We start from the raw sequence: 23,808 nt of genomic DNA, 5'->3' as shown, positions 1-23,808 counted from the left end.
CAGGATAGTTGAATAACAGTAATCAATCTAAGGAGCATGGCGACCTACGCGAGGCTTCAGCCTAATCGGGACTACGCAGGTTGTAGTTAAATTACTATTGTGATAAACTGAATGTAATTTGATGATGGGAGTTGAACGGATACATGTAGAACTTTCTTGCTTCGAGATCACGAAAAGAACGGACTCAGCGATCGGCTGTGGTCGTTTTATTTCATCTCTGCAAGAAAGGTCTGCGTTACGTTTGCGCTCCCTCTCCGGACAGTCATACGGCCACTTGGAATGGGGCCGTATTTCCTCGTATGGATTAGAGCCGCAAGATAGCACCTTTCTTGCGGCTCTTTTTATATCCAAACGAAAGGATGATTGCCATGCCCGCCATTCAGGTAACCAATCTTACTTTTGCCTATCCAGGCAGCTATGACCCCATATTCGAAAATGTTCATTTTCAAATTGATACAGACTGGAAGTTGGGCTTTACGGGGCGAAACGGTCGGGGGAAAACGACGTTCTTAAACCTGCTGCAGGGGAAGTACGAATATAGCGGTACGATCTCCACACCAGTCGCCTTTGATTATTTTCCGTTTCCCGTCGAACACCCGGAGTATTTGACCTTAGACGTCGTCGAAGAGATCGTGCCAAGCTATGAGAGCTGGAAGTTGATGCGCGAACTGAACCTGCTTAAGGTTTCAGAAGACGTGTTGTACCGGCCTTTCGAATCGCTGTCCCAAGGAGAACAGACGAAGGTATTGCTGGCCGTGCTATTCATCCAAGACAATCGATTTCTGCTCATCGACGAGCCGACCAATCATCTCGACTTGCACGCACGCAAGCTTGTCGCCGATTATCTGAATACGAAGCGCGGTTTTATTCTTGTTTCACACGACCGGGCTTTTCTCGACCGCTGCGTGGACCATATTCTATCGATCAACAAATCGAATATCGAAATCCAAAAAGGCAACTTCTCCAGCTGGTGGACGAACAAAACTCGCCAGGATACGTTCGAAATAGCACAAAACGAAAAGCTGTACAAAGACATACAGCGTTTATCAGCTTCTGCTAAACGTACTAGCGGCTGGTCTTTCGAGACCGAAAAATCGAAAAACGGCACACGAAATTCCGGCTCCAAGCTTGACAAGGGTTACGTCGGGCATAAGGCAGCAAAAATGATGAAACGCTCGAAATCCATCGAACAGCGGCAACACGCCGCTTTAGAGGAAAAATCGAAACTGCTCCGAAATATCGAACAGTCAGAAAGCCTTGCGATCTCTCAGCTCGTGTATCCCAAATCGGAACTGGCGATGCTGGATCACGTCACGATTTACTACGGGGAAAGAGCGGTTTGCAAGAACGTTAGTCTGACGATCGAACCAGGAGATCGAATTGCAATTTCAGGTCCAAATGGTTCAGGTAAATCTAGCTTGCTCCGCCTGCTCAACGCTGAGGCGCTACACTATACAGGTACGTTTCAGCGGGAGCCGCAGCTTCGCGTTTCCTATGTATCCCAGAATACTTCTCATCTGCGAGGAACGCTTTCCGATTATGCAGCAGAGCACAGAATTGACGAAAGCTTATTTAAGGCCGTATTGCGTAAGCTAGATTTCGCCCGCATCCAGTTTGAGAAAGATATATCGGCGTTTAGCGGCGGGCAGAAGAAGAAGGTTCTGATCGCGAGAAGCCTATGTGAGGAGGCTCATCTGCATATTTGGGACGAACCGCTCAACTTTGTCGACGTGATTTCCCGGATGCAAATTGAGGAGCTGCTGCTTGAGTACACGCCGACCATTGTATTCGTGGAGCATGATCGGGAATTTCATGACCGTGTCGCCACGAAAACGATTGAACTCGGTGGGGATTAGAATTTTACAAAGTGACTTGGAGTAAGACATGATTTCAACGGCAGAAAGTTTGCACAGCAACTTTTATGAAAAGGGAAGAGATTGAACTAAAGGGACACAATAGTTCAATAAAAAAACGGCAGTCTAGGATTTTATTTTCTCGTCCATAGCTGCCGTTTATTCTATTTGAGTGCAGCCTAATACTTATTTCATCTTATAAAAACAAAAGCCCTCCATATTAAGAGGGCTTTTTGTGTATCTATATTGTATTCAGTGTTTAGTACCTTTTCACTACGTTTTTATCACATAAAGTACGACAGCACGCTTATTTTAGCGCTGCTATAGCCTTATTTATTTCTTCTAGTTCAGTCTTATATTTAGATAAATCTTCCTCGATGCCATTTAATTCTTTCTTTGTTTTGTTCACATTTTCTTCCCCAATTGCTAAGGCTTTGTCTGAATTAAAGGGATTTGATTCTAGTAACTTGTTAGCAATATCAAGTTCTTTCAATAATTTTTGCTTTCCATTTTCAGATTCCTGAATATTTTTCTAAATCCGATTTTCTTTGGTCTAGTCTCGATATACTCCAACCGTCATACTTTCCATCTTTTACTGCTTTATCAGAGTTCGCATTTGTGTTCGAACTAGGCACAGAAGTTGTATTAGTAACAACCGATGAATCTGTGTTTATCTGAATTGTTTTTCCATCCACTTTTAGATTCGCCTGCCACCTTTTCTCCGACCAAAGATTTGATTTGATCTACGAATGCGCTACCAGTTGTCCTTTGGGTGTAGTAGAAATATTTTAGTTGAACTTTGCACTTCCCAGCCGCAAGGCTGTTTAAATATATCAAAAAAAAGATCATATGTTCTTATATTTCTAAAAGTAAGGAGTCAAATCTGTGAAAAAGAAAGGAAGTTCCACGAAGAGGGAGTTGCCAACAAATGTCAGGGAACGTGATGGCAAGTATTCTTATCGCTACTACATTCCCACTACCAAATTCGTTGATGGGGAGGAAAAGAAAAGCAGCAAAGAAATGGATTCGCCTAGGTTTGACACGATTCAGGAGGCAGTTGATTTTGGGATATTGATCGAGGCGAAAAAGATACAGAAAAAGTTGAAATACACAGACGAGCTAACAGTAAGGACTTGGAGTCAGACATGGCTTAAAGCATACATCATGGAGCGAGAGCCAGCTGAAAACACGATCAAAAGTCGTATGTATGGACTAGGGGTTCTGTTGAAGCAATTTGGTGGCTTTGCGCTCGTAGACGTGACCGCGAGTCAATATCAGGATTTCCTTTATAAGCTAAAAGAAGAGGGTATGAGCCGCAGCACTACTACCACTATACACACCGCAGCTTCTCTTATGTTTGAACACGCTAAACGAAATGGCTTGATCGAGTTCGATCCAACCGCTGATGCAGTTATACCAAAGGAGAAAAAAAAACGCGGAAAACCGGAGAAAAAAGACAAGTCCTCCCCAAATTTCTTGAGAAGGACGAACTAAAAAACTTTTACAATTAGCCAAGTTTATGCTTACAACCAACATGTGGGCTTTTTTCATTGTACTAGCCTACACAGGCTTACGAATCAGTGAAGCAGCAGGACTTCAGTGGGACGATATTGATTTTGACGCACGAACGATTAATGTAAACAAACAGATTTACGGTACAAGCGTTCTTAAGTATTCCTTTATCCCTCCAAAGAATGAACAGAGTGAACGTATCGTAAGCTCTGGAGATACCGTAGCCAAGGCTCTCGGATTATTGCAGGAGTGGCAAAAGGATGAGCGCCTTTCTGCCAAATCAACAATTAGAAATGCGGGTAATTTGCGGGTAACTCGCTCGAATCCATAACCTCGAAAACCCTTGCCACATAAGGCAATTTGGCTATATAACTAGCTCTTGGCTAAATATAGAACATGTAATTATCCAATTCATCATGTTCTTGGTATGTGATCAAGTCCTTAAGTGTAGTAGAATCTAACACTTCAGCAATGCTGTCACGAATTCGCAGCCAGAGCTGGCGTTTTGCCGGATCGTCTTCTTCCGTGAAATCGACCGGAGAAATCGGACCTTCCAGTACACGAATGATGTCTCCCGCTGTTACCCCTGCCGGTTCATTCGCCAAAATATAACCGCCGTAAGCACCACGGATACTTTTTACCAAACCTGCATTACGCAAAGGCGCAATAAGCTGTTCCAGATAATGCTCCGACAGCTGATTTTTTTCGGCAATACTTTTCAAAGAAGTTGGCCCTTCGCCAAACCTGGCTGCAAGTTCCATCATAATGGTCAGGCCGTAGCGGCCTTTCGTTGATATTTTCAATTGTGCCACCTCACTTATAGTAACAATTCCGTTAAACACGCGGAATAACTGGTGTTGTAAACCTCTCTATTCCGATCCTAACCCTCAGCTTATGTTAACATATTAGGGCAGGTAAAGGGAAACATTACGGTAATAATCTTAAAAAAAGTTGCTTTCGGGCGATTTGGAACGGCTTTAGCCCGTTTTATGCAGCTTTCTTCCATCGTTCGCCGTGTCGTTTGATCGTCCAAACATCGTAACTTGTTATCGTTTATGTTACAATAGGTGGGTTCTACAACAATATTGAAAGAATTGGGTGATGACCATGGCTAAAGCCAATCATGAAACCCGTGTCGTCGTCGGGATGTCCGGTGGCGTCGACTCATCCGTTACCGCGCTGCTGCTGAAGGAGCAGGGCTATGACGTAATCGGCATCTTCATGAAAAACTGGGATGACACGGATGAATTTGGCCGTTGTACGGCTGAGGAGGATGCGGAGGATGTGCGCCGCGTCTGTGAACAGATCGACATTCCTTACTATACCGTCAACTTTGAAAAAGAATACTTTGATAAAGTATTCTCCTATTTTCTTGATGAATATAAAGCTGGACGCACACCCAACCCGGATGTCATGTGCAACCGTGAAATTAAATTCGGCGAGTTTCTAAATAAAGCGTTGGATTTGGGAGCAGATTATGTTGCTACTGGACATTATGCACGGGTTGTGGAAGAAAACGGCCGCTTTACTTTGCTGCGAGGTGTGGACAGCAACAAAGATCAGACTTATTTCCTGAATGCGTTAAGCCAAACACAGTTGTCCCGAGCAATGTTCCCCATCGGTCATCTGCCGAAACCAGAAGTACGTAAAATTGCGGAATCTGCGGGACTATATACGGCCAAGAAGAAAGACAGCACGGGCGTATGCTTTATCGGCGAGCGTAATTTCAAGGAGTTTCTAAGTGGATATCTGCCTGCAAAAGGTGGAGACATGGTGGATATCGCTACTGGTGAAGTTAAAGGACGCCACGATGGTCTGATGTACTATACACTGGGTCAACGACAAGGCTTGGGCATCGGCGGTTCAGGTTCAGGCGAACCGTGGTTCGTAGCGGATAAGGATCTGGAGAAGAATATCCTGTATGTGGTACAGGGTGATCGTCACCACAGCCTGTATTCCACCAGCCTGATTGCAACTGATGTGAATTGGATTGAAGGCGCAGATACCCGTCCGTCCGGCGAATTCCGCTGTACAGCCAAGTTCCGTTACCGCCAGCCTGACCAGCAAGTAACTTTACAATGGCTTGCGGATGGAACTGTACACGTCGTATTCGATGTACATCAAAAGGCCATTACCCCTGGACAAGCTGTTGTATTTTACGACGGGGAACAGTGTCTGGGTGGCGGAACCATTGATAAGGTAGAAAAGCTTCAGCCTGAAACGATTTAAATGAATGACCATTTTGCATTGATATAGCAGTAATTAAAAAGTCGTCTCTCCGGATTTGGGAGGGACGACTTTTTTTCTGAAAGATGTTTTTAGTCAATGGCTTAAAGAGAATTCATGATCTGCTCTTTAAATGGACTTCTAGCATGAATATTAACTTATCCCCTCTGTAATTCTTTCAACTATTTCTTTATCAAAATCATCGAGTTCAGACATTAACAGCTCATATTGTTTTATAGATTCAGAAGTATTCAATACTCGAAGCACAGCAATACTATAGTGTCCAAGAGTATCAATACCAAAAAGCTTGTTTATCTTGGGATCTCTGAACTGGCTGATATGTTTCAATTTTTCGATTATTTTCTCATTGCACAGTTTCTTTTTAGCGATCTGACTCATTGCATTCAACTGAACCTGATTATGCTGGATATCCAAACATTCCACCAATTGATCGTCACTTATTTTTCCCTCTCGTATTTCTTTAGATAAAGTAAGTAGCTTCATTTTATGATCTCCATTCAATCTAGTTTAACTGGTCCATAATTCTCTAAAAGATACTGCCGTTCATCTCTGTAATTGTTCCAAAGGTGTTCTGCAAGTTCCTTATTTCCAATCCTTTCTGCTTCTTTTATTTCCACCATATAGGCTCTAAGCTCCATGATAATCCTATTTTTGAATTCATATGTTACATCCAAACTAGGAAATCCTTTAGCTTTATCATCAAGAAAATGTTGGTACTCATGCCGTAGTGCACTAATTGAAGCATCCTCATATATATTCAATTGCCCAGGCTTCCCTGATCCTTTAGGTGCATACGCCATAATGTCTCTATCCAGAATCCTAACTTCAACTCCGGCTTCTTGTGTATTCTTAATAATGGCACTCCACTCTTCTGGATGAGAAAGTCGTCCAGGACCATATATATCCCTAAATGGGTCGGCATCATTCTTCCCTAACATCGTATCAGATAATCGATTCGAAGTCCCTTCTACTTCAATAGCAGCTCCAGATTTTACCTCAATTTTTATTAGAGATCCCAATCCAATTTTAGGCTTAATTACTGAGCTGACTCCTCCAAATATTCCTGCTGTACTGATCATGTTAGCCCAATGTTCCTTTGACCATGCATTTGTAGGAAACATTGCTTCTCTGATTGTTCCATGTACACCAAAAGTCCAGAAGTTAAAAAAATCATTCCCTGAATCAAACTGTTTGGATGCACGCTCTGCATATCCTTGATACAAACCTTTCGGAATACCAAACGTCCAATAGTCTAAAAATCCTCCTACAGAGTCATAGCGTTTTTCGTACCTGTCCTCCGCAGCAGCCATAAAATCCTCACCAAGCTCTACCAAACTATCTGCCGATTTTTCCAAAGCATTTCTAGTATCTAGAGCAGGAGCAGCACATAATTAGGTGGAGGTGGTAAGCAGCTTGTATCAATGTTACCTGCTTCCAGCAAATCAGCTAATCTGAATTTGTCCGCATGATGACGCAATTCTTTTGCAATAGAATCTGTTAGTGTAACAAAGTCATTCATATTCTTCTGAGATGTTTGAAATCTATAATAAAACTGCTCTTTGGTCAATCCATCCCACAATCGTTCCATTGATGAAATTTGTTTCACTAAATTGCAATTCATTTGGGTCACTGTTTGCTGTGCAAGTTCAAATTGCTTGGAGACAGTCATAAGCTGCTCAGGTGTCACTTTAATTGTTGTCATAATATACCTCTGGTTAGAGTTAATCATGACATAAAACACTATTCAAATTTATGGAGAACCATCCTAATTCCTAATTGTTATAAGAAGGATTAACCTTATTGCCTATGTCTAAAGACTTAAAACTTAAATTTTTAATTGTTGAACCTGAAGGAAATTTCGTGACCAGAAACATTACCAGTAGAATATCGTTAATAAAGACCATTAATATATAAGTAATTTTTGATAACACTCCCATTTGGGTATATGATGTAGACAAGATATTACTTCAATTGAAAAGGAGCGTGCCTTTATGTCTGATTCATTAGGAATGCTGACACCGGGTAAAAAAGTTTCTTTGAAAGAATGGGACCCCAAGGATACGAAGGGTATCAAAAGTAAAGAAGAAATCCGACAGGAAACAGATCAATTGAAGGAACGCTTCGCGGAATTACAGAGCAAATTATTTACGGAGAAAAAACAAGCCGTTTTGTTTGTATTTCAGGGTATGGATTGCAGCGGAAAAGATGGCGTTATCAAGCAGGTATTTTCCAATCTTAACCCTGCGGGGGTGACTGTCCACAGCTTTAAATCACCTACGGCTGAGGAATTAAGTCATGATTTCTTGTGGCGTGCTCATAGCGTAACCCCGGGACGTGGATATATTGCAGCATTCAACCGTTCTTACTATGAGGATGTGCTGATTACACGTGTTCACGGGCAGATATCCGATAAGCAGGCCAAACGGAATATTAAGCATATCAAGCATTTTGAACAGTTGTTGCTGGATAGTGGTGTAAAGGTGGTTAAAATCTTTTTACATATTTCAAAGCAATTCCAGTTGGAAAAGCTGATCGACCGGATTGAGAAGCCTCACAAAAACTGGAAGCTTGATCCAAGTGATTTGCAGGAACGAAAATTTTGGAAGCAATATACTCAATACTATGAGGATGTACTAGAATTGAGCGCAACCAAACAAGCTCCTTGGTATGTCGTCCCTTCTGATAACCGTTGGTATAGGGATTATACTGTGCTGCGGATTGCCGTCCAAACGCTGGAGGAAATGAAGCTGTCTGATCCTGATCCAAGGCCGGAGCTGGAATCCCTTTTGCCTGAGCTGTATAAAGAACGAGATAAAAAATAGCTGTATAGGAACAGCACTTAATGCAATACTTGATCATATATTCATAAACATACCAAATGAAAAAAGCTTCCGAACCCTTATTTACGGCTGAGAATGCCTTGAGTCGGGTTTGGGAAGCTTTTATTCCGTTTTGCAGTCTTATGTTGGTTGATCCGCCACGATCGCAAAGTTACCGTAAAGAATCAGCCTAGGAGCAGACAGCCGATCCAATTGATTAGCAGTACGCCAAGGGAAAATCCGCCCCAGCCGCAGGGCATCGTAATTGCCAGGCTGTAGCAAGCAGAGTGACGATATCGTACACACTTCGTATATCAGGTCGCTACATATATTAAGACTGTGAATCCCGCCAGCGCTGGTTTTGCCTGATTTTTGACTCATTCCCCTGCTCAGTAGCCTGGTAAAAGGTCTGGTCTGCTATCGAATCGGGCAAATATTGTTGTTTCACATAATGATTCGGAAAATTATGTGGGTATTGATAGCCGACATGCCCGAGCTTTTCCGAGCCTTTGTAGTGTGCGTCACGCAAATGCAGTGGCACCCCGGCTGATTTGATATCGTCCATAGCCGACATTGCCCGTGAAATCGCCGTATATACGGCATTCGATTTGGGGCTTTCCACAGCGAACAAAATGGCCTGTGCAATGTTCAGCTTGGCCTCGGGCCAGCCATTATTGCGATAGGCTTCAAGCGCACTCACTGCTTGTACCATTGCCTGCGGGTTCGCCAGGCCAATATCCTCACTGCTCGCCGCGATGAGGCGGCGGATAAATGTCATCGGGTCCATGCCGAGCTTTTCTACGGCGTACAGGAACCAGAACAGTGCGGCGTCGCTGGAGCCGCGAATACTTTTGTGAAAGGCCGACAGCACGTCATACTGCGTGGACTCATCTGCCTTGACAATCGGGCGGCGGATGGATTCCTCTGCAACTTCCAGCGTCACGTGAATCGTGCCGTCTGCCAGCGGAGGCGTCGTAAGCGCCGCCAGTTCCAGCGCGTTCAAAGCGCGGCGGATATCGCCGTTTGCCATGGACGCGATGTGATCCAGTGCAGCTTCATCTACCTGAAGCTGCATATAGCCAAGTCCCTTGTCTGCATCGCTCAAGGCGCGGCGCATAGCAGCCAGCGAATGCTCCTGCGTCAGAGCTTCAAGCTGGAACAACGTAGAACGGCTCATTAAAGCGCCGTTGACGTAGTGAAAGGGATTTTCAGTCGTGGCGCCAATAAACACGATCGTCCCCTTTTCCACCGCAGGCAGCAGTGCATCCTGACGTGAGCTGTTGAAACGGTGTACCTCGTCAAGGAACAGAATGGTCTTTTTGCCATACATGGATTTATTCGTTTGTGCACGGTCAATGACTTCTCTTACGTCCTTCACAGATGCTTCTACTGCATTCAGACGAACAAAATCGCCTTGTGTGTGTTGCGAGATGATATGTGCCAGCGTCGTTTTGCCACACCCCGGTGGTCCGTACAACAAAATAGAAGAAACCTGATCTGCCTCTATAGCTCTTCGCAGCAGCTTGCCCGGACCCACAACATGCTCCTGTCCAATATATTCATCCAGCGAAGTCGGACGCAGGCGATCTGCAAGCAACCGATTGCTTGGCGTTGACTCCTGGGAATATGAAAATAAGTCCATTTCATTCACTTCCTTATGGTTTATGAACGAACACTTTCTTTTTTTCTTTGAAAATATACTATATTATGTTCGCTCATACGGTTGAAAATCATGAAAATTCAAGTCATCTATGATCCTGAAACGGTATAAACCGCCTTTTATTCTACCATATCCGTTAACAAGTTGCAGATAGCATGTCACGGCACAGCTGTAAACTTACAAGTCTGTCGCCTACAAAAAAAGAAAGAACAGCCCTGGACGAAAGATGAATTTCGTGGCTGTTCTTCGACTAGGTAAACAGAAACTAATACAACAACTCAAATACACTCTACAACGCTTTTCTGCTTACTCCGACTGTGCCTGTACGTAACTTGGAAGTGAACCGCCATGCAATAGCCACAGCTCATGCAGCGCACGGGTACATCCCACATACAACAGCTTGGCATCCCATGCCCGTTCTCCATAATGCTCATTGTCGGCATCCGCCACAATAACTGCATCGAACTCCAGACCTTTGGACAGGTATACAGGCAGTACAGACAAGCCGCCTTCATATTGCTTTTTACCACCGTCAATCAAATTCACATCCAACCCCGCACTTGTGAAAACCTCATGCAACTCCACAGCCTCTTTTAAGGTGCGTGTTAGCACAGAAACAGTACGATACTCTTTGGAGGAAAGCTCTTTTAAAGCGGTGAGCAAACTCTGCTCACGCAGCGACGAGTCATAAGACACGGTGCGTACCGGATCGCCACTACGAAATACCGGAACTGCCGTAATGCCGCCACGAACTCCCTGCTCCAAAATCGTATTTGCAAATTCTATAATTTCCAAGGTTGATCTATAGCTTCGGGTCAGTGCAAAATACCCCGTATGTTCCGGTGCAAAAAGAGAACTCATTTCCTCCCACGCATGTACGCCACGATATTCATGAATCCCCTGCGATAAATCGCCCAATATGGTAAAGGAATGCCCTTTTACGAACAAATCCAGCAATGCGATATGAAAAGGTGAAAAATCCTGCGCTTCATCAATGACCACATGGTCAAAACGTTGAGATGATTCTACCTCATGAATCAGCACGTGAAGATACACCAAGGCAGTCAGATCCTCTTCACGGATAATTTGATTTCGCAAGTCCGATTGTGTGGCCTTAAAAATAACAGCCGGCAAAGAAGCCTTCATCTCCGCAGCCGTATCTGCGGGTAATCCTTTAGCTGCCTGAAAAAGCTGCTTGTAGAGTGTCAGTACGTCGTATTGGGGCCATTTTTTAGCATATGCCTTTTCCCGGGAACCAGCTTTTTTCTTGCGTTCCTTGAGCGCAGCCGCTGAAGGCGACTTTTTCAGCTCCATTTCAATCCAACGATGGACTCTTGCCAGCACACGCTCCTTCCGCTTCGCGAGCGGATATGGCTTATATTCCTCATTGAACCAATTCAAAATCTCAGCTCGCGGCAGCACCGCCCCATCCCATGGTGAAAAATCACCCTCCGGCACGGAAATGGACTCCAGCCGTTCTACAAAAGCTTGAAGCAGCTTCATAAAGTGAACCGAACCCTTGAATCTTCCCGGCGCCTCATCCATGGATTCCGTTCTCAAGCTGCCACTCTCAAACCAATAAGATAATGTATCGGCAGGATCAGCCAAAGGTAAATCCAGCCCTAACAAACCCAGCGCCCAGTCTGCAAATGTACTTTGCTGAATATTTCCGACCCCCAGCTCTGGAAGTACATCTGAAATATAATCGAGAAACATATGGTTTGGTGCGAAAATAACCATTTTGTCCGCCGACACCTGATCCTTGTATTGATACAACAAAAATGCGAGACGATGCAGCGCTACCGTCGTCTTGCCACTACCCGCTACCCCCTGAATAACAAGGGCTGTATTTTTAGCCGCGCGGATGATCTGATCCTGCTCCGCCTGAATGGTAGATACGATATCCCGTAAACGGTTATCCTTGTTCTCTCCCAAACGATAAACGAGAAACTCATCGGAAACGGCAGGCTCGTCGCTTTCACGATTGTACGTATCAGCTACCCGTTCCAGGATCCTTTTACGAATGACCACGTTACGCTTCAGATATACCAAGCCCTCAATGGTTCCCTCGGGAGCATCGTAGGACGCGGTTTCTTCACCACCTGTAAACGAATAAAACAAGCTGGCAATCGGTGCACGCCAATCAATCACCAACGGATACGCCGACGTTTCTTCACGCTCCACTCCGATTTTACCGATATAAAGCGGCTTCCGCTGCCCTCTGCCACGCTCGTCAAAATCCATACGCCCAAAATAAGGCTCCTGCGAGCTTTTGGCCAAAGCCTGACGTTTTTCCTCCCGTGCCGATTCCAGCACTTGCTCCGTAAAATCATGCCCGGTGTACACCGGCGTATTGCGAAGCCGTTCCAATCTCCGATCAATTTCCTCCATAGCAAGCGACAGCCTGTGCTGTTCTTCTTGATAGGCACTTTGAAACTCATTCTCCATTTCAGTTACCTCCTAAGAATATCAAGTCTCGATTTCTGCATCTCATTCACTTGCTCCGACACAAAAAAAGGAAAGTAAGCGTAACACATTTAACCACAAAAATCCAACCTTATTTCCTAATATGCAAGTTTTCATATATGAAAGACCTCAAGGCTCACTTCTACACAGCTTCATCCACAATTATCTCTTTTCATAAAAAAATCCCCCTTACAGCAGTAGGTTTTACGAATTAACCTGTCTGTTGTGAGGGGAACATATCACTTTGGGGACAGCCCTTTTTCATTAAAATGGGTCGGCTATGAACCGCATTGCCGTTATATTGCAGGTGGCGCTAGACATAAATATTCCAACATGATTGTGACTGCCAGTAAATCAGCGGAACCACCAGGACTAACATTTTTTTGCACAAAATCATCGTTCATTTGATGAATCATGGCGACACCTCTCTCTGACAAGATACCGCCCGCCTCTAGCGCCTGCTTGGCATATTGCTGGACATAGGTTAACATCTCCCTATCGTGTCTACCAACGACATTCGTATCTTCGTTGACAACCATCAGTTGTAACAGGGTTTGAACACAGATATCATTCACATGGTATCGTTGCGATGACTTCAACTCACGATAGACGGGCAGAGCATACTCTCGCACGGTGGGAAAGCCTGCTTCCACCTCACCACGTATGCCCGTCATGCCCCACTCTTTATATAACCGTTCGCCGACCGTTAAGCCTGTTGATTTTTTTAGGGATGCAAGCTCGCTCGCACATAAACCTTTGGTCATCTGAGCAATGGTCTCACAAATTATTTGTTCATCCAGCCTGCTAGCAACTGCTCGTGTCGTACAACAATACGCGGCGGCGGCACAAATAATTCCTAGCGAAAAAATAAGACCTTTATGTGTGTTCACCCCGCCTGTTGCGGCAAACATAGCCTGTTCGGCTTCCTGTCCCAAGGGGCGTAGATTCGCAAATAGTATACGGAGATCCTCTCCATGAAAGGAACCTCCCGCCTTTGTACATCTTTCAAAATAGCCGGAAAGTGCGGCCGCACTAGACATAAACGTAAAGAAGTCCATATCCTTGTGAGCACCACGATTAAACCGATCTACCAGTCCCGGCTTTGGGCTGGCGGAGACCTCTGTTAGCAGCGCAAGGACAGCCTGTTGACCAAGGCTTTCACTTAATAGGCTTGTTGCAATCATACATACTAACAACCTTCTTCCCTGGATTTTTTAATGATGATGAACGATCATGCTCGTTTGACTACTTGATGCTTTCGCGTATAACTGTCCACCAGTGCTTTGATAGCTTTCAGCAATTCGGGAAGTGCATGTGCTCTACTCCGTCCACAACCATGCGCAGCTTGCTCGCACATGAGACATTTTCGCTTGCCCAAGCCAAGTTCATCTCTGGAGATTGCCCTTCCATTGAGTCTAATCACATCCAGATCCAGTAATCTTCCTAGTGGATGCCCATCTTCAATCGCAATGACCAACTTTTTCAATATTCGCGCGTCTGCCTGAACGGCAACATATGCTTCTGGGCCTGTTAGCAGATCATACGCTTCACTGTGCAGCGGTGTCATTTGGTTCACCGCCAGCTGACTTATCAAGATACGATAGCCTTCTTGAAAAACGTATTCACTCGTTGGAGAGGACTTCTGTGGTCCTGGGATATTGATCGTCATGCTGATCAGAGGTACCGCGTACCTGCTGATCAGTTGTCTTTGTCTATCTGCCCGGTTTTCGCGTGCCTGTAGCATTTCTTCAAGGGTAACCTCATACGAATACATGTTATGACATCTCCCTGATACGCCTGATGATTTCTCCAGCTTCAACTGACAATAAAAACTGATAGGTCGTGTCCGGTACAAGCTGCTTCACTTTATCCATTTGACCCAGACGGATATATTTGCGGACCGCAGAGGCGCTGATTACGTCCCCTTCCCATAGCAGTCGCGGTATTTCCTCTACGTCGATTCCAACGGAAGGCAGTAATTTTTTCATGACCGTGTTATACCTGCAGGTCAAGACACAGCTTGGCTCCTGCCCGATATACCGTTTTTGAATATTTAGCAACGGAGCTATATACTGGATAAATATTTTTAAATCTAGTGCTATATGCGTACTTGCTGCCTCTTCATCATTTTTGAGGAAGTAAGAAGGAAACGTTGCGCCCGAGATGATATAGTCTTTGCCTTTGTGCAAGACCACATTGGCCAAATGTCTCACGCCTTCTTCCACTAGTCTGTATCTGGCATCTGATGGAAAAATGGATCGGTCCTCCCAGACTACAAAAAGATGTACCTTTTCCCAAACCGCCGCTGCATACTCGATTAAGTGCAGATGTCCAAGTGTGAATGGATTACAGTTCATGACAATCGCAGCCGAAGGTACGAGATCGCCCGATTCCTGCAAAAGCTCTTGCTGATACTGTCGCACACCATCCCATCGGTTTTCCAACAAGACAGCCTTGGAGGATTCCTCCACGATTGGATAAAAGCCGAGATTCTTGAAAATTTGTTTATTTACTGGTTTTGTATAAATAAACAGGTGAGCCCTTCCCCGCCTGTATTCTTCATTTACTAAATGGCTAACGATTTGTGCCGATAGCCCCTGGTCTTTATAAGCTTCATCCACAGCAATGCACTTCAGTACACTGCCTGAAAAGGAACCCGTACCGGCAATGTTGCTGCCATCTACAATTTCCATCGTATATTCAATTTGATGGTCTATTCTAAGACCTTGGCGCTTGAGGAAATCGCGAAACTTTCTTTGAGCATCTTCAGAGGTTGGATTTAAAATCTCTTCACGCAAATGTTCCATCCACATAGCCATAATTATCACCGTTTTTCTGCATGGAAATCAGAATAAGTAGAATGACGCATCCCACACTCTGCAAGCGAAAGTACAGGATGCGCATCCTGTTTCTTTGTTCTGAAAAGACAATGTCTTTATTTTCTTACAACACCGCTTTGTTCTGCGACGATTTTTACTGCTTTACTAACTGCTGCACTTACTCTTTTGTCAATCGCATCTGGAACGATATAGGTATCATCAAGCTCCTCGTCTGTTACCAGATCTGCGATGCTTCTGGCTGCCGCTAATTTCATTTCCATCGTGATGTCCGTGGCTTTGGCATCAAACGCGCCTCTGAAAATACCAGGGAATGCCAGCATGTTATTGATTTGGTTGTGAAAATCCGATCTGCCGGTCGCAACAATTCTTGCTCCGCCTTTGTGTGCTTCCTCCGGCAAAATTTCTGGAATCGGATTGGCAAGGGCAAAAATGATGCTTTCATTGCTCATGGTTTGCACCATTTCTTTTGTCATCACATCTGCAACCGATAAGCCGATAAAGATGTCCTTGCCTTTGATGACTTCTGCAAGACTGCCTGTTTCTTTATCACGATTCGTCACCTTGGCGATTTGCTGCTGAGGTTCATTGAGAGAGGTGTCGCCTTCGACCAAGGCACCATTAATATCGCAGAGAACCATATGCTTCGCTCCTGCAACAAGCAATAGCTTGGCGGTGGCAATACCCGAAGCTCCTGCTCCATTGATGAGGATGCGCACATCCTCCATTTTTTTGCCCACAAGTTTCAAGGCATTAAATAACCCTGCAAGTACAGCAACTGCCGTTCCATGCTGATCATCATGATAAACCGGAATGTTCAGTTTTTCTTTTAATTTGTCTTCAATATAGAAGCATTCTGGCGCCTTGATGTCTTCAAGATGAATGCCTCCAAAACCTGGGGCGATCACTTCAACCGTGCGCACAAACTCGTCTGGATCAGTGCTGTCGATACAGATAGGGAACGCATTCACCCCACCAAATTCTTTGAGCAACAAGGCCTTGCCCTCAATGACAGGTAGCCCTGCCTCAGGGCCAATATCCCCCAGACCCAGCACTGCTGTCCCATTCGTCAGAATCGCCACGGTGCTCCCTTTAATCGTGTATTCATAGGCTTTGCTCTTATCTTTGGCGATTTCCTTGCATGGCTCGGCAACGCCAGGTGTATAAGCTATCGCTAAATCCTGTTTACTTACGACCGGTACTGTCCCTACAATCTCCAGCTTACCGTTTCTTACGCGGTGTGCCTGTAAGGCGGCTTCTTTTATACTCATAAGTTTGTTTGTACTGAGCAGCTGCTCAATACTTCCTCCTCTTGGTTTATAATTTTAGCGTCCTTGTTTCACTTGACGAATTACATCAATTACAGAACCATCACGATATTTGATAACACCCACAATTTTATCCTCCCATTGAACCGGCTCTGGTTTGCCGACAATCCGCGTAGCCTTCTCTTGCAACTCTCCGATCGTGAAGACAGGGAGCTTGGCGGCTTTGAAGCTAGCCAGGAGATCTTGGCGGAGAGGGTTCACAGCGATGCCCTGATCGGTAATCAGTACGTCAACCGTATGACCTGGTGTGATAATGGTATTTACACGATCAAGAATGGCAGGCATTCTTCCGCGAATCAGCGGAGCGACGATGATGGATACTGCAGCGCCTGCGGCAGTGTCGCAGTGTCCGCCGGAAGCTCCACGGATGACCCCATCGGACCCGGTAATTACGTTCACATTAAAATTCAGATCAATCTCCAGCGCACTCAGCACAACAACATCCAGTTGGTGAGCAGCACAGCCTATATTTTCAGGGCTTGCATAATATTCCGCACAAATTTGTTGATGGAATTTGTTCTTTGTCAGCGATTCTACGGCACGCAGGTCGAAGCTCTGAACGTCCAAAAGCTTTTCAATCAATCCTTCTTCATGCAGGTCAACGATTTGTTGGGTAATACCACCAAGCGCAAAGCTTGCTTTGATATTGGCGGCAAGCATTTTTTCCCGCAGAAATCTGGTAGTTGCAAGCGCAGCACCCCCGGATCCGGTTTGCAATGAGAATCCATCCACGAAATATCCGGATGCTTCAATCACATCTGCAGCGTTTTTGGCAATTAACAGTTCCTTCGGATTCTTCGTGTAACGGGTAGCCCCTGAGACAATCCCCTTCTGATCACCGATACGATCCACGACGACCACATAATCCACCTGGGTTTCAGGAATGGCGAATGGAGTGTTCGGATAGGAGACCAAATTGTCAGTGATCATCACAACATTGCGCGCATACTGTGCATCTACCATGGCATAACCCAGGGAGCCGCATGCCGATGGAGCTTCGTTTACGCTGGAAGTTCCGTTTGCATTGCCGTATGCATCGCAAGAAGGAGCGCCCAAAAAGGCTACGTCAATCGGGCATTCCCCTGATGCAATCGCTCTTGCGCGACCACCGTGAGAGTTAATCGTCACCGGAATATCAAACAATCCGTAGGAATATGCCTGAGCCAGCTCGCCTCTAATGCCACTGGTCTCTATTCTGCAGATGACACCGTTTCGCACATGCTCTACCAACGGCGCATGAATATCCGTCAAGGAGCTGGCTGCCAGGACAAGATCACGAATACCCATTTTGGCGATTTTATCAATAACCATATTCACGATAAAGTCCCCGTTGCGGAAATGGTGGTGGAACGAGATCGTCATCCCATTACGCAAGCCTGTAGCTTCAATGGCTTTCTCCATCGAATCAATGATTTTGTTTTTGGCAGGATTTCGCTGGCGGTCTTTTAACCGCTCTGTATTTTTAAATTGCCCGTAAGTCGATTTGCGATCAAAAGGAGTTATCGCATCAAATCCCTCAATAGCTAGAGGAATTTCTCTCCCAGCACCATTTAGCATAACATTCACCTTACTCTACGTTTATTTTTGCCGCTTCCGCCAGGTCAATTACTCTACGTGCACGTTCTACAATCGGACGGTCAATCATTTTACCGTCGAGACTGATCACACCTGAGCCTTTTGCCTCCGCTTCGAGACTGGCCTCAATGATCCGCTTTGATTTTTTGATCTCTGCTTCTGTTGGCGTATAGATGCGGTTTACAATCTCGATCTGACGTGGGTTAATAATGGATTTGCCATCAAAGCCTAGCTGTTTGATCAGCTTCACCTCGTTGGCAAAGCCTTCCTCATTATTTACATCCGAGTAGACTGTATCGACAGCAGCAATGCCAGCAGCTCTTGCCGCAAATAATATAAGGCTTCGTGCTGTAAATAGCTCAATGCCTTCTGGCGAGCGCGTTGTCTTCAGGTCTGTAACAAAATCCTCCGCTCCAATGGCGATGCCGATAAGCCGCTTGCTGGCAACCGCAATTTGCGCCGCATTCAATGCGCCCTTGCCACTCTCAACCGCTGCAAAAAGCTTGATTGTCCCATGCTCCATGCCGATCTTTTGTTCAATTTCGGTAATCAATTCATCCGCCTCAATCACGTCATCGGCGGTCTCCGTTTTCGGCAATCGAATGGCAGTTGGCTTCGCTCGTACAATCGCTTCAAAATCGTCTCTGCCATACGGCGTATTGAGTGGGTTTACCCTGACCAGCACCTCGATGCCCCCGAAATCAAGAGTTTTCAAAGCCTGGTAAACCAGCAAACGTGCCGCATCTTTTTCGTATAGGGAAACGGAATCCTCAAGGTCGATCATAATCGAATCTGCCCCATAGATATGGGCGTCCCGGATCATCCCTGGGTTATTCCCTGGAACATACAACATGGTCCTTCTCAGTTTCTGCATCTATTCCGCCTCCCATGGTCGGCAGTCGCCCTCGACCACTCTGCTTACGGCTGTCATTACTCTAGCCTTAATGGCGCAATCCAGTGCGCCTTTATCATTCGCTCGAACATATGCATGTTCAATGCCCATTTCTTGTAATGTTTCGAGAATCACTTTGCGAATCTGGTTCCCAAACTGGTTCTCTACGGTACTTTTCAACTCGATTTCAATACCTTTCGTCCCGTTCGGCTCGATGGAAATCGTAATATCGCTTGATTCCAGTGTACCGGCCATGCCTACTTGCTGAATAATCAATGTCTACACCTCTTTTGCCAATTGAATGGTAGATACTCTCCATCTTCAGGATTGCAGAACCTTATAAATCATTTGTGCCATATCTGAACCTGCTGCAGGCTTACACATGTATTCATCAATGATCAATCTCTCCTTGCATGCCACCACATGATCCTCGACATAACCGGTAATCAGGATGATCTTCATACTTGGGTTGATTACCTTGATACGTTCAGCCAATTCCGTACCAGTCAGATAAGGCATTGCCTGATCCGTAATGACCAGATCGTAATTGTTTGGAGACTTTTCAAACCGCTGCAATGCTTCCACACTGTCTGATTCTGTCTCAACGTGGAAACTATACGATTCCAGTCCTCTTCTCATCGCTTTCAATACGCGCTGTTTATCATCGACCAAAAGAATGCGCTTTTGTTCAGTAAACACAGGGTTCTTATTTATCTCTGTCTCTTTTGCTACAAACTCCGTTCTCGGCAGATATACCGTAAACGTACTACCCTTGCCCAGCTCCGAATCCACGGTAATAAATCCTTGATGTTTTTCGAGAATGCTTTGGACAATATACAATCCAAGCCCCGTACCCTCTCCTGTCGGTTTGGTTGTGAAAAAAGGATCAAATATTTTCTGCAAGGTGTCGTCACTCATCCCCCTACCCGTATCCGAGACAGATAAAGTAACGTAATCGCTGACTTCCAAGACGTTCTCGCGGATTTTTTTTACCTCTAGCAAGGGAATGGTATCCAATATGATTTTTAGTTCGCCACCGGTTGTTTTCATTGCTTGATAGGCATTGTTGCACAGATTCATAATGACTTGATGAATCTGTACTTTATTTGCAAAAATAACGGCTGAATCTACCCGTTTTTTGAACACAGCATTCACTTTGGGCGAGAGGAAGGATTTTATGAGTCCCAGTGCCTCTTCGACCTGCTCTTCAACTTTGACCGGAGCGTTTTTCTTGACCTTTCCACTCTCCAGCCGGCTCAATAGCAGGATTTCCTCGATTATCAATCTTGCTTTCTCGGAAGCATCATAAATCTCACTGACGTAATCATAAATTTCTTCAATAGGTTCTATCCTGCTAAGCATGATTTCTGCATAGCCTCTGATAGGAGTTAGCAAATTATTAAAATCATGGGCAATTTCCCCTGATATCGTGCCGATCAACTGTAGCTTCTGCGAGTGCTGCAATTGTAGATCCTTTTTTCTCAACAGCTCGTTTTTGTTATTCAGTTCCCGCAAATACCTCGTCTCGTATTCCAGAGCCTCTTTATTTTTCTTCGTCCTCATGATGATATAAACGGCACAAGCCAACGTCAGGACGATCATTGAAAATATCTCAATGGTTTTAATTCGATTTTGTGCAATCGGTTCTCTCACATCATCGTAGTTCATGGCGGCGGCAACCACCCAAAACGAGTCACTGAGATGAACACGGGAAAATGCCTCGATCTTTTTCGTCTTGGCATAGAATTTGTCACCCCACCAGTACGAATGGTAGAAAGCTGAGCCTTGTTCCTGGGTAAGCTGCATTTTGAACAGTTTCTCCAGGTCGTGGTAATCAAGCCCCGGGTATTTGGCCTTAATCGCTGATAGCGATAACCCGATATTTTCTTCGCTCGGGTGCATGAGATAGTAGCCTTGCTGATCCTTGACATGGATATAACCCTTGGTCCCCACGCGAATCGGCTTCAACAGCTTCTCATATACAGCGTTTAGATTTACCACACTGATGAGCGCACCTTGAAATTTCCCATCGAGATATACAGGCTGAAACAGATGCACAATATAATTGCCTTGCTTCTCCAGCTTGGCACTTGCGATGAACGGTTTTTTTTCTCGCAGCACCCTTTGTATATCATCCTTGATTAATTCATAGGCTTTAATCGCATCCGCACGATTGCGCTTGGGAAAAGTGTGTACCACTCTCCCCTCTAGGTTCACCTGGCTAATCCGATAGATGCTATCTTTTTTGGCGGCATAATAAGCAGATAGGTTTTCGTCAATCACAGCTTCATTCTTATTTGCTATGGCGAGCGACATCTGCCGGTTGCCTGCCAATATTTGCATCGTGTGCATTTGTTCGTCGAAAAAAGATTCAATAGACGTGCTGTTTAACTTGGCAATCGTTAGCAATTGCTGCTGCTGCTGTTCAATTACGGTACGTTCTCCGTCCATATACGAGCCGTAGGCCATCCACAGCAGAACTAGGAAAGAAATCGGAAGCGCTAGCATAGTGATGAATGAAAAATGGCTTCGATAATGAAACAGTATCTCTCGTTGAAATCTCATCCTGTTTTACCTTCTCCATCGAGCTAGTAGCCCATCAGTCCCTAGTGCTAGGGCTAGGGCTAGTTCGTTTCCGATTATATCAAGTATTCATGTTCGTCTACTAAATAGTGTCTCAAGACAACTTCATTGTAATGACAAGATCTTAAAGTATCCTGTCAAATTATTAATTTTTTTTAAGATTTTGCTTCCTTAGTGTGTAAGGTATCGCAGCAGGAAAATAGCAAGTGTTACCGTTGCTGCACCACCGAGACGTGTGGATACCTGAGCAAATGGCAAGAGGACCATTCTATCGGCTGCAGAAAGAATCGCAACATCACCTGTTCCACCTTGGCTGCATCGAGTAGAAGTAATAATCGCAGCTTCAACCGGATACATTTTCATCCACTTACCAGCAAAATATCCACTCACAACCACGGTTAATACAGTTACAAAAATGGTGATGAAATAAGCAGGGCTAATTACAGAAATCAGGGCCTCCCATGGTGTTTTAGCAACACCTACCGCAAGCAGGAGCGGGTACGTTACGGCGATAACAAAGAAACGTTGCATCTGTTGCGCTCCGTCTTCAAGGAATTTTGGCAACCAACCAAAATATTTTGCCAGGAATGCCGCAAAGAGCATTACGATCGGACCAGGCAGACCAACTAACTCTGCGGCTAAGGTACCTAACATGAAGAATCCGATAGCTAAAATGGCTCCGGCAGCCATTTGGTAAAGATCAAGCGGTTTTTTGTTTTTATCCTCTGCAAGTCCCAAAACATCGCTATCCCCTGTTTTGAGTAGCGTGCCGTTACCGGTAAGTTCCGGTTTTCTATCTCCCAGTTGTTTCAACAAGCCGGACAGGATAATAGCGCACAAGCTACCCAACATGACCGCAGGAATAATCATGGCAAATTGTTCACCTTGGGTCGAACCTAAAATTTGGCTGTAGCCGATAGAGAGTGGAATCGCACCTTCACCAACGCCTCCCGCCATGATAGGAACAAGGATGTAAAACAAGGTATCATACGCAGGGATTCCCAAAGCCACACCTGTAAGCAAACCGACGCCTGTTCCGAGAATGGATCCGATCGTCAAAGGGACAGCCAATCTAACGACCGCTTTTACCATGAGTTCCCGGTTCATACCAAGGATACTGCCAGCGATAACAATTGCAATGTACACATACAGGAAATTGGTATTATCCATAAAGACAGTAACGGAATCAATTGCTGACTGCGGGAGAAGATGAGCATACACCATGTAAGAAGGAACAAACGTTGCCATAATTGCAGCGCCGCCGATATCCTTCAGAATAGGAATGCGCTTTCCAATTTCCGCCAGAATAAAACCATACAATACCATGACAGATACAGCCCCAGGCATATCATTACCGAGCTTTCCGGAGTTCATCAGCAAGTAGACAACAGCCATAAACGGGATATAAAGGCCTACAGGAATGACCCCTCCAATCTTGTAATTCAACACCTTTTGCCATTTGGACTCTGTTCGTGGCTGTAGCTTAAGCTCTGCGGCTTCTTGTAGATTATTACTGACCACTTGATCGCCTCCTAGATGATCAATCTGCGTTTTATCCTCGAATCAATCGCTAGCCCAGGTATTCACAAGACTTTGTAGTAGAACGCTTTCTCTCATTGGTGATTCGAGATAACTAAATTGTAAAAAGCAAATCTTAAAGTATTCTGACTAATCCTTAAATGTTTTTAAGAACCATGTGACAAAAATATGTCAACGTTTTCAAGGCAAAAAAACTACGGTTGACTCATTTACTAACACAGTTTGTTCAGCATTTTGCATAATTCCATTCCCAACGCTCGTAAGTACAATATATAGACGAACTAAAGCGTTTCGATCTTTATATTGCTGATTTGAAAACCCTCTTGGGATTTATGCAAAGTGCTCTGTTTTCAACGTGGTTGAGGTAGGCCAAAGGATCTCGATGAGCACGACAAACTCACCGCAGCGGAGAATATGTTCGTTCCCACTGCAGTGTCCCGTGGTTCGTCGGTGCATCGTCCTGGTTTGACTAAAAAACGTTCATGGTCATTATTCGT

The 23,808-nt window shown here is 44.9% G+C and carries 20 protein-coding genes and 1 pseudogene; 5 read left to right on the top strand and 16 right to left on the bottom strand.

Features of this window, described 5'->3' with window-relative positions; all coding sequences use genetic code 11:
• Nucleotides 1-368 precede the first annotated feature (368 nt).
• Nucleotides 369-1,856, top strand: coding sequence for a ribosomal protection-like ABC-F family protein (gene abc-f, locus AC6EJC_RS11965; RefSeq protein WP_444954149.1), 1,488 nt, complete (start codon nt 369-371; stop codon nt 1,854-1,856).
• 304 nt (nt 1,857-2,160) lie between these two features.
• Here abc-f and AC6EJC_RS11960 read toward each other — a convergent pair whose 3' ends face one another.
• Nucleotides 2,161-2,346 (bottom strand): hypothetical protein, encoded by a 186-nt coding sequence (locus AC6EJC_RS11960; protein WP_444954148.1) that lies wholly within the window; start codon nt 2,344-2,346, stop codon nt 2,161-2,163.
• 392 nt (nt 2,347-2,738) lie between these two features.
• On the opposite strand from AC6EJC_RS11960, the gene AC6EJC_RS11955 reads away from it, so the two are divergent.
• Complete coding sequence (locus AC6EJC_RS11955) at nt 2,739-3,347, top strand: site-specific integrase (protein WP_444954147.1); 609 nt, start codon at nt 2,739-2,741, stop codon at nt 3,345-3,347.
• A 25-nt stretch (nt 3,348-3,372) separates the two neighbouring features.
• Nucleotides 3,373-3,696, top strand: a complete 324-nt coding sequence (locus AC6EJC_RS11950; RefSeq protein WP_444954146.1) for a site-specific integrase — start codon at nt 3,373-3,375, stop codon at nt 3,694-3,696.
• Nucleotides 3,697-3,748: 52 nt separating this feature from the next.
• On the opposite strand, the gene cymR is transcribed toward AC6EJC_RS11950, so the two are convergent.
• Nucleotides 3,749-4,168 (bottom strand): cysteine metabolism transcriptional regulator CymR, encoded by a 420-nt coding sequence (gene cymR, locus AC6EJC_RS11945; protein WP_013311532.1) that lies wholly within the window; start codon nt 4,166-4,168, stop codon nt 3,749-3,751.
• A 304-nt stretch (nt 4,169-4,472) separates the two neighbouring features.
• Between cymR and mnmA the strand changes: the two genes are divergently transcribed.
• A complete protein-coding gene (mnmA, locus tag AC6EJC_RS11940; RefSeq protein WP_444954145.1) occupies nt 4,473-5,594 on the top strand; it encodes a tRNA 2-thiouridine(34) synthase MnmA in 1,122 nt (373 codons plus the stop codon).
• Between the two features lie 150 nt (nt 5,595-5,744).
• Here mnmA and AC6EJC_RS11935 read toward each other — a convergent pair whose 3' ends face one another.
• Nucleotides 5,745-6,095 (bottom strand): hypothetical protein, encoded by a 351-nt coding sequence (locus AC6EJC_RS11935; RefSeq protein WP_444954144.1) that lies wholly within the window; start codon nt 6,093-6,095, stop codon nt 5,745-5,747.
• A 14-nt stretch (nt 6,096-6,109) separates the two neighbouring features.
• Nucleotides 6,110-7,314: pseudogene (locus tag AC6EJC_RS11930) on the bottom strand (WXG100 family type VII secretion target).
• 289 nt (nt 7,315-7,603) lie between these two features.
• Here AC6EJC_RS11930 and AC6EJC_RS11925 point away from each other — a divergent pair.
• A complete protein-coding gene (locus tag AC6EJC_RS11925; protein ID WP_444954143.1) occupies nt 7,604-8,434 on the top strand; it encodes a PPK2 family polyphosphate kinase in 831 nt (276 codons plus the stop codon).
• A 138-nt stretch (nt 8,435-8,572) separates the two neighbouring features.
• Here AC6EJC_RS11925 and AC6EJC_RS11920 read toward each other — a convergent pair whose 3' ends face one another.
• The 12 genes from AC6EJC_RS11920 to AC6EJC_RS11865 all read right to left on the bottom strand — a co-directional run bounded on the left by AC6EJC_RS11920 (nt 8,573) and on the right by AC6EJC_RS11865 (nt 23,293).
• Nucleotides 8,573-8,812, bottom strand: coding sequence for a hypothetical protein (locus AC6EJC_RS11920; RefSeq protein WP_498474715.1), 240 nt, complete (start codon nt 8,810-8,812; stop codon nt 8,573-8,575).
• Nucleotides 8,763-10,073 carry a replication-associated recombination protein A gene (locus AC6EJC_RS11915; RefSeq protein WP_444954142.1) on the bottom strand — a complete coding sequence of 437 codons (1,311 nt, stop codon included), beginning with the start codon at nt 10,071-10,073 and terminating at the stop codon, nt 8,763-8,765. The genes AC6EJC_RS11920 and AC6EJC_RS11915 overlap by 50 nt, the downstream gene beginning before the upstream one ends.
• 324 nt (nt 10,074-10,397) lie before the next feature.
• Entirely contained in the window at nt 10,398-12,539 is a 2,142-nt protein-coding gene (locus AC6EJC_RS11910; RefSeq protein WP_444954141.1) for a HelD family protein, read from the bottom strand.
• A gap of 314 nt (nt 12,540-12,853) precedes the next feature.
• On the bottom strand, nt 12,854-13,741 hold the full coding sequence (citG, locus tag AC6EJC_RS11905; RefSeq protein WP_444954140.1) for a triphosphoribosyl-dephospho-CoA synthase CitG: 888 nt from the start codon (nt 13,739-13,741) through the stop codon (nt 12,854-12,856).
• Nucleotides 13,742-13,788: 47 nt separating this feature from the next.
• Nucleotides 13,789-14,331 carry a citrate lyase holo-[acyl-carrier protein] synthase gene (gene citX / locus AC6EJC_RS11900; protein ID WP_444954139.1) on the bottom strand — a complete coding sequence of 181 codons (543 nt, stop codon included), beginning with the start codon at nt 14,329-14,331 and terminating at the stop codon, nt 13,789-13,791.
• A gap of 1 nt (nt 14,332) precedes the next feature.
• Complete coding sequence (gene citC, locus AC6EJC_RS11895) at nt 14,333-15,376, bottom strand: [citrate (pro-3S)-lyase] ligase (RefSeq protein WP_444954138.1); 1,044 nt, start codon at nt 15,374-15,376, stop codon at nt 14,333-14,335.
• A 116-nt stretch (nt 15,377-15,492) separates the two neighbouring features.
• A complete protein-coding gene (locus AC6EJC_RS11890; protein ID WP_444954137.1) occupies nt 15,493-16,665 on the bottom strand; it encodes an NAD(P)-dependent malic enzyme in 1,173 nt (390 codons plus the stop codon).
• A 54-nt stretch (nt 16,666-16,719) separates the two neighbouring features.
• On the bottom strand, nt 16,720-18,279 hold the full coding sequence (citF, locus tag AC6EJC_RS11885; protein WP_444954136.1) for a citrate lyase subunit alpha: 1,560 nt from the start codon (nt 18,277-18,279) through the stop codon (nt 16,720-16,722).
• Nucleotides 18,280-18,289: 10 nt separating this feature from the next.
• Complete coding sequence (gene citE / locus AC6EJC_RS11880) at nt 18,290-19,171, bottom strand: citrate (pro-3S)-lyase subunit beta (RefSeq protein WP_444954135.1); 882 nt, start codon at nt 19,169-19,171, stop codon at nt 18,290-18,292.
• Nucleotides 19,172-19,465, bottom strand: coding sequence for a citrate lyase acyl carrier protein (gene citD / locus AC6EJC_RS11875; protein ID WP_160789916.1), 294 nt, complete (start codon nt 19,463-19,465; stop codon nt 19,172-19,174).
• A gap of 45 nt (nt 19,466-19,510) precedes the next feature.
• Nucleotides 19,511-21,754 carry an ATP-binding protein gene (locus tag AC6EJC_RS11870; RefSeq protein ID WP_444954134.1) on the bottom strand — a complete coding sequence of 748 codons (2,244 nt, stop codon included), beginning with the start codon at nt 21,752-21,754 and terminating at the stop codon, nt 19,511-19,513.
• 189 nt (nt 21,755-21,943) lie between these two features.
• Entirely contained in the window at nt 21,944-23,293 is a 1,350-nt protein-coding gene (locus AC6EJC_RS11865) for a 2-hydroxycarboxylate transporter family protein (RefSeq protein ID WP_444954133.1), read from the bottom strand.
• Between the last annotated feature and the right edge of the window lie 515 nt (nt 23,294-23,808).

The organism is Paenibacillus sp. TY11 (genome assembly GCF_059772165.1).
The sequence above is the reverse complement of the archived record's forward strand: the minus strand, read 5'-3'. Positions and strand labels throughout refer to the sequence as shown.

What these genes read in the sequence shown, in the direction of transcription:
- abc-f (WP_444954149.1), top strand. Translation starts at nt 369, where the DNA reads ATGCCCGCCATTCAGGTAACCAATCTTACTTTTGCCTATCCAGGCAGC.
- AC6EJC_RS11950 (WP_444954146.1), top strand. Translation starts at nt 3,373, where the DNA reads ATGCTTACAACCAACATGTGGGCTTTTTTCATTGTACTAGCCTACACA.
- mnmA (WP_444954145.1), top strand. Translation starts at nt 4,473, where the DNA reads ATGGCTAAAGCCAATCATGAAACCCGTGTCGTCGTCGGGATGTCCGGT.
- AC6EJC_RS11935 (WP_444954144.1), bottom strand. Translation starts at nt 6,095, where the DNA reads ATGAAGCTACTTACTTTATCTAAAGAAATACGAGAGGGAAAAATAAGT.
- AC6EJC_RS11925 (WP_444954143.1), top strand. Translation starts at nt 7,604, where the DNA reads ATGTCTGATTCATTAGGAATGCTGACACCGGGTAAAAAAGTTTCTTTG.
- AC6EJC_RS11920 (WP_498474715.1), bottom strand. Translation starts at nt 8,812, where the DNA reads ATGAGTCAAAAATCAGGCAAAACCAGCGCTGGCGGGATTCACAGTCTT.
- AC6EJC_RS11915 (WP_444954142.1), bottom strand. Translation starts at nt 10,073, where the DNA reads ATGGACTTATTTTCATATTCCCAGGAGTCAACGCCAAGCAATCGGTTG.
- AC6EJC_RS11910 (WP_444954141.1), bottom strand. Translation starts at nt 12,539, where the DNA reads ATGGAGAATGAGTTTCAAAGTGCCTATCAAGAAGAACAGCACAGGCTG.
- citG (WP_444954140.1), bottom strand. Translation starts at nt 13,741, where the DNA reads ATGATTGCAACAAGCCTATTAAGTGAAAGCCTTGGTCAACAGGCTGTC.
- citX (WP_444954139.1), bottom strand. Translation starts at nt 14,331, where the DNA reads ATGTATTCGTATGAGGTTACCCTTGAAGAAATGCTACAGGCACGCGAA.
- citC (WP_444954138.1), bottom strand. Translation starts at nt 15,376, where the DNA reads ATGGCTATGTGGATGGAACATTTGCGTGAAGAGATTTTAAATCCAACC.
- AC6EJC_RS11890 (WP_444954137.1), bottom strand. Translation starts at nt 16,665, where the DNA reads ATGAGTATAAAAGAAGCCGCCTTACAGGCACACCGCGTAAGAAACGGT.
- citF (WP_444954136.1), bottom strand. Translation starts at nt 18,279, where the DNA reads ATGCTAAATGGTGCTGGGAGAGAAATTCCTCTAGCTATTGAGGGATTT.
- citE (WP_444954135.1), bottom strand. Translation starts at nt 19,171, where the DNA reads ATGCAGAAACTGAGAAGGACCATGTTGTATGTTCCAGGGAATAACCCA.
- AC6EJC_RS11870 (WP_444954134.1), bottom strand. Translation starts at nt 21,754, where the DNA reads ATGAGATTTCAACGAGAGATACTGTTTCATTATCGAAGCCATTTTTCA.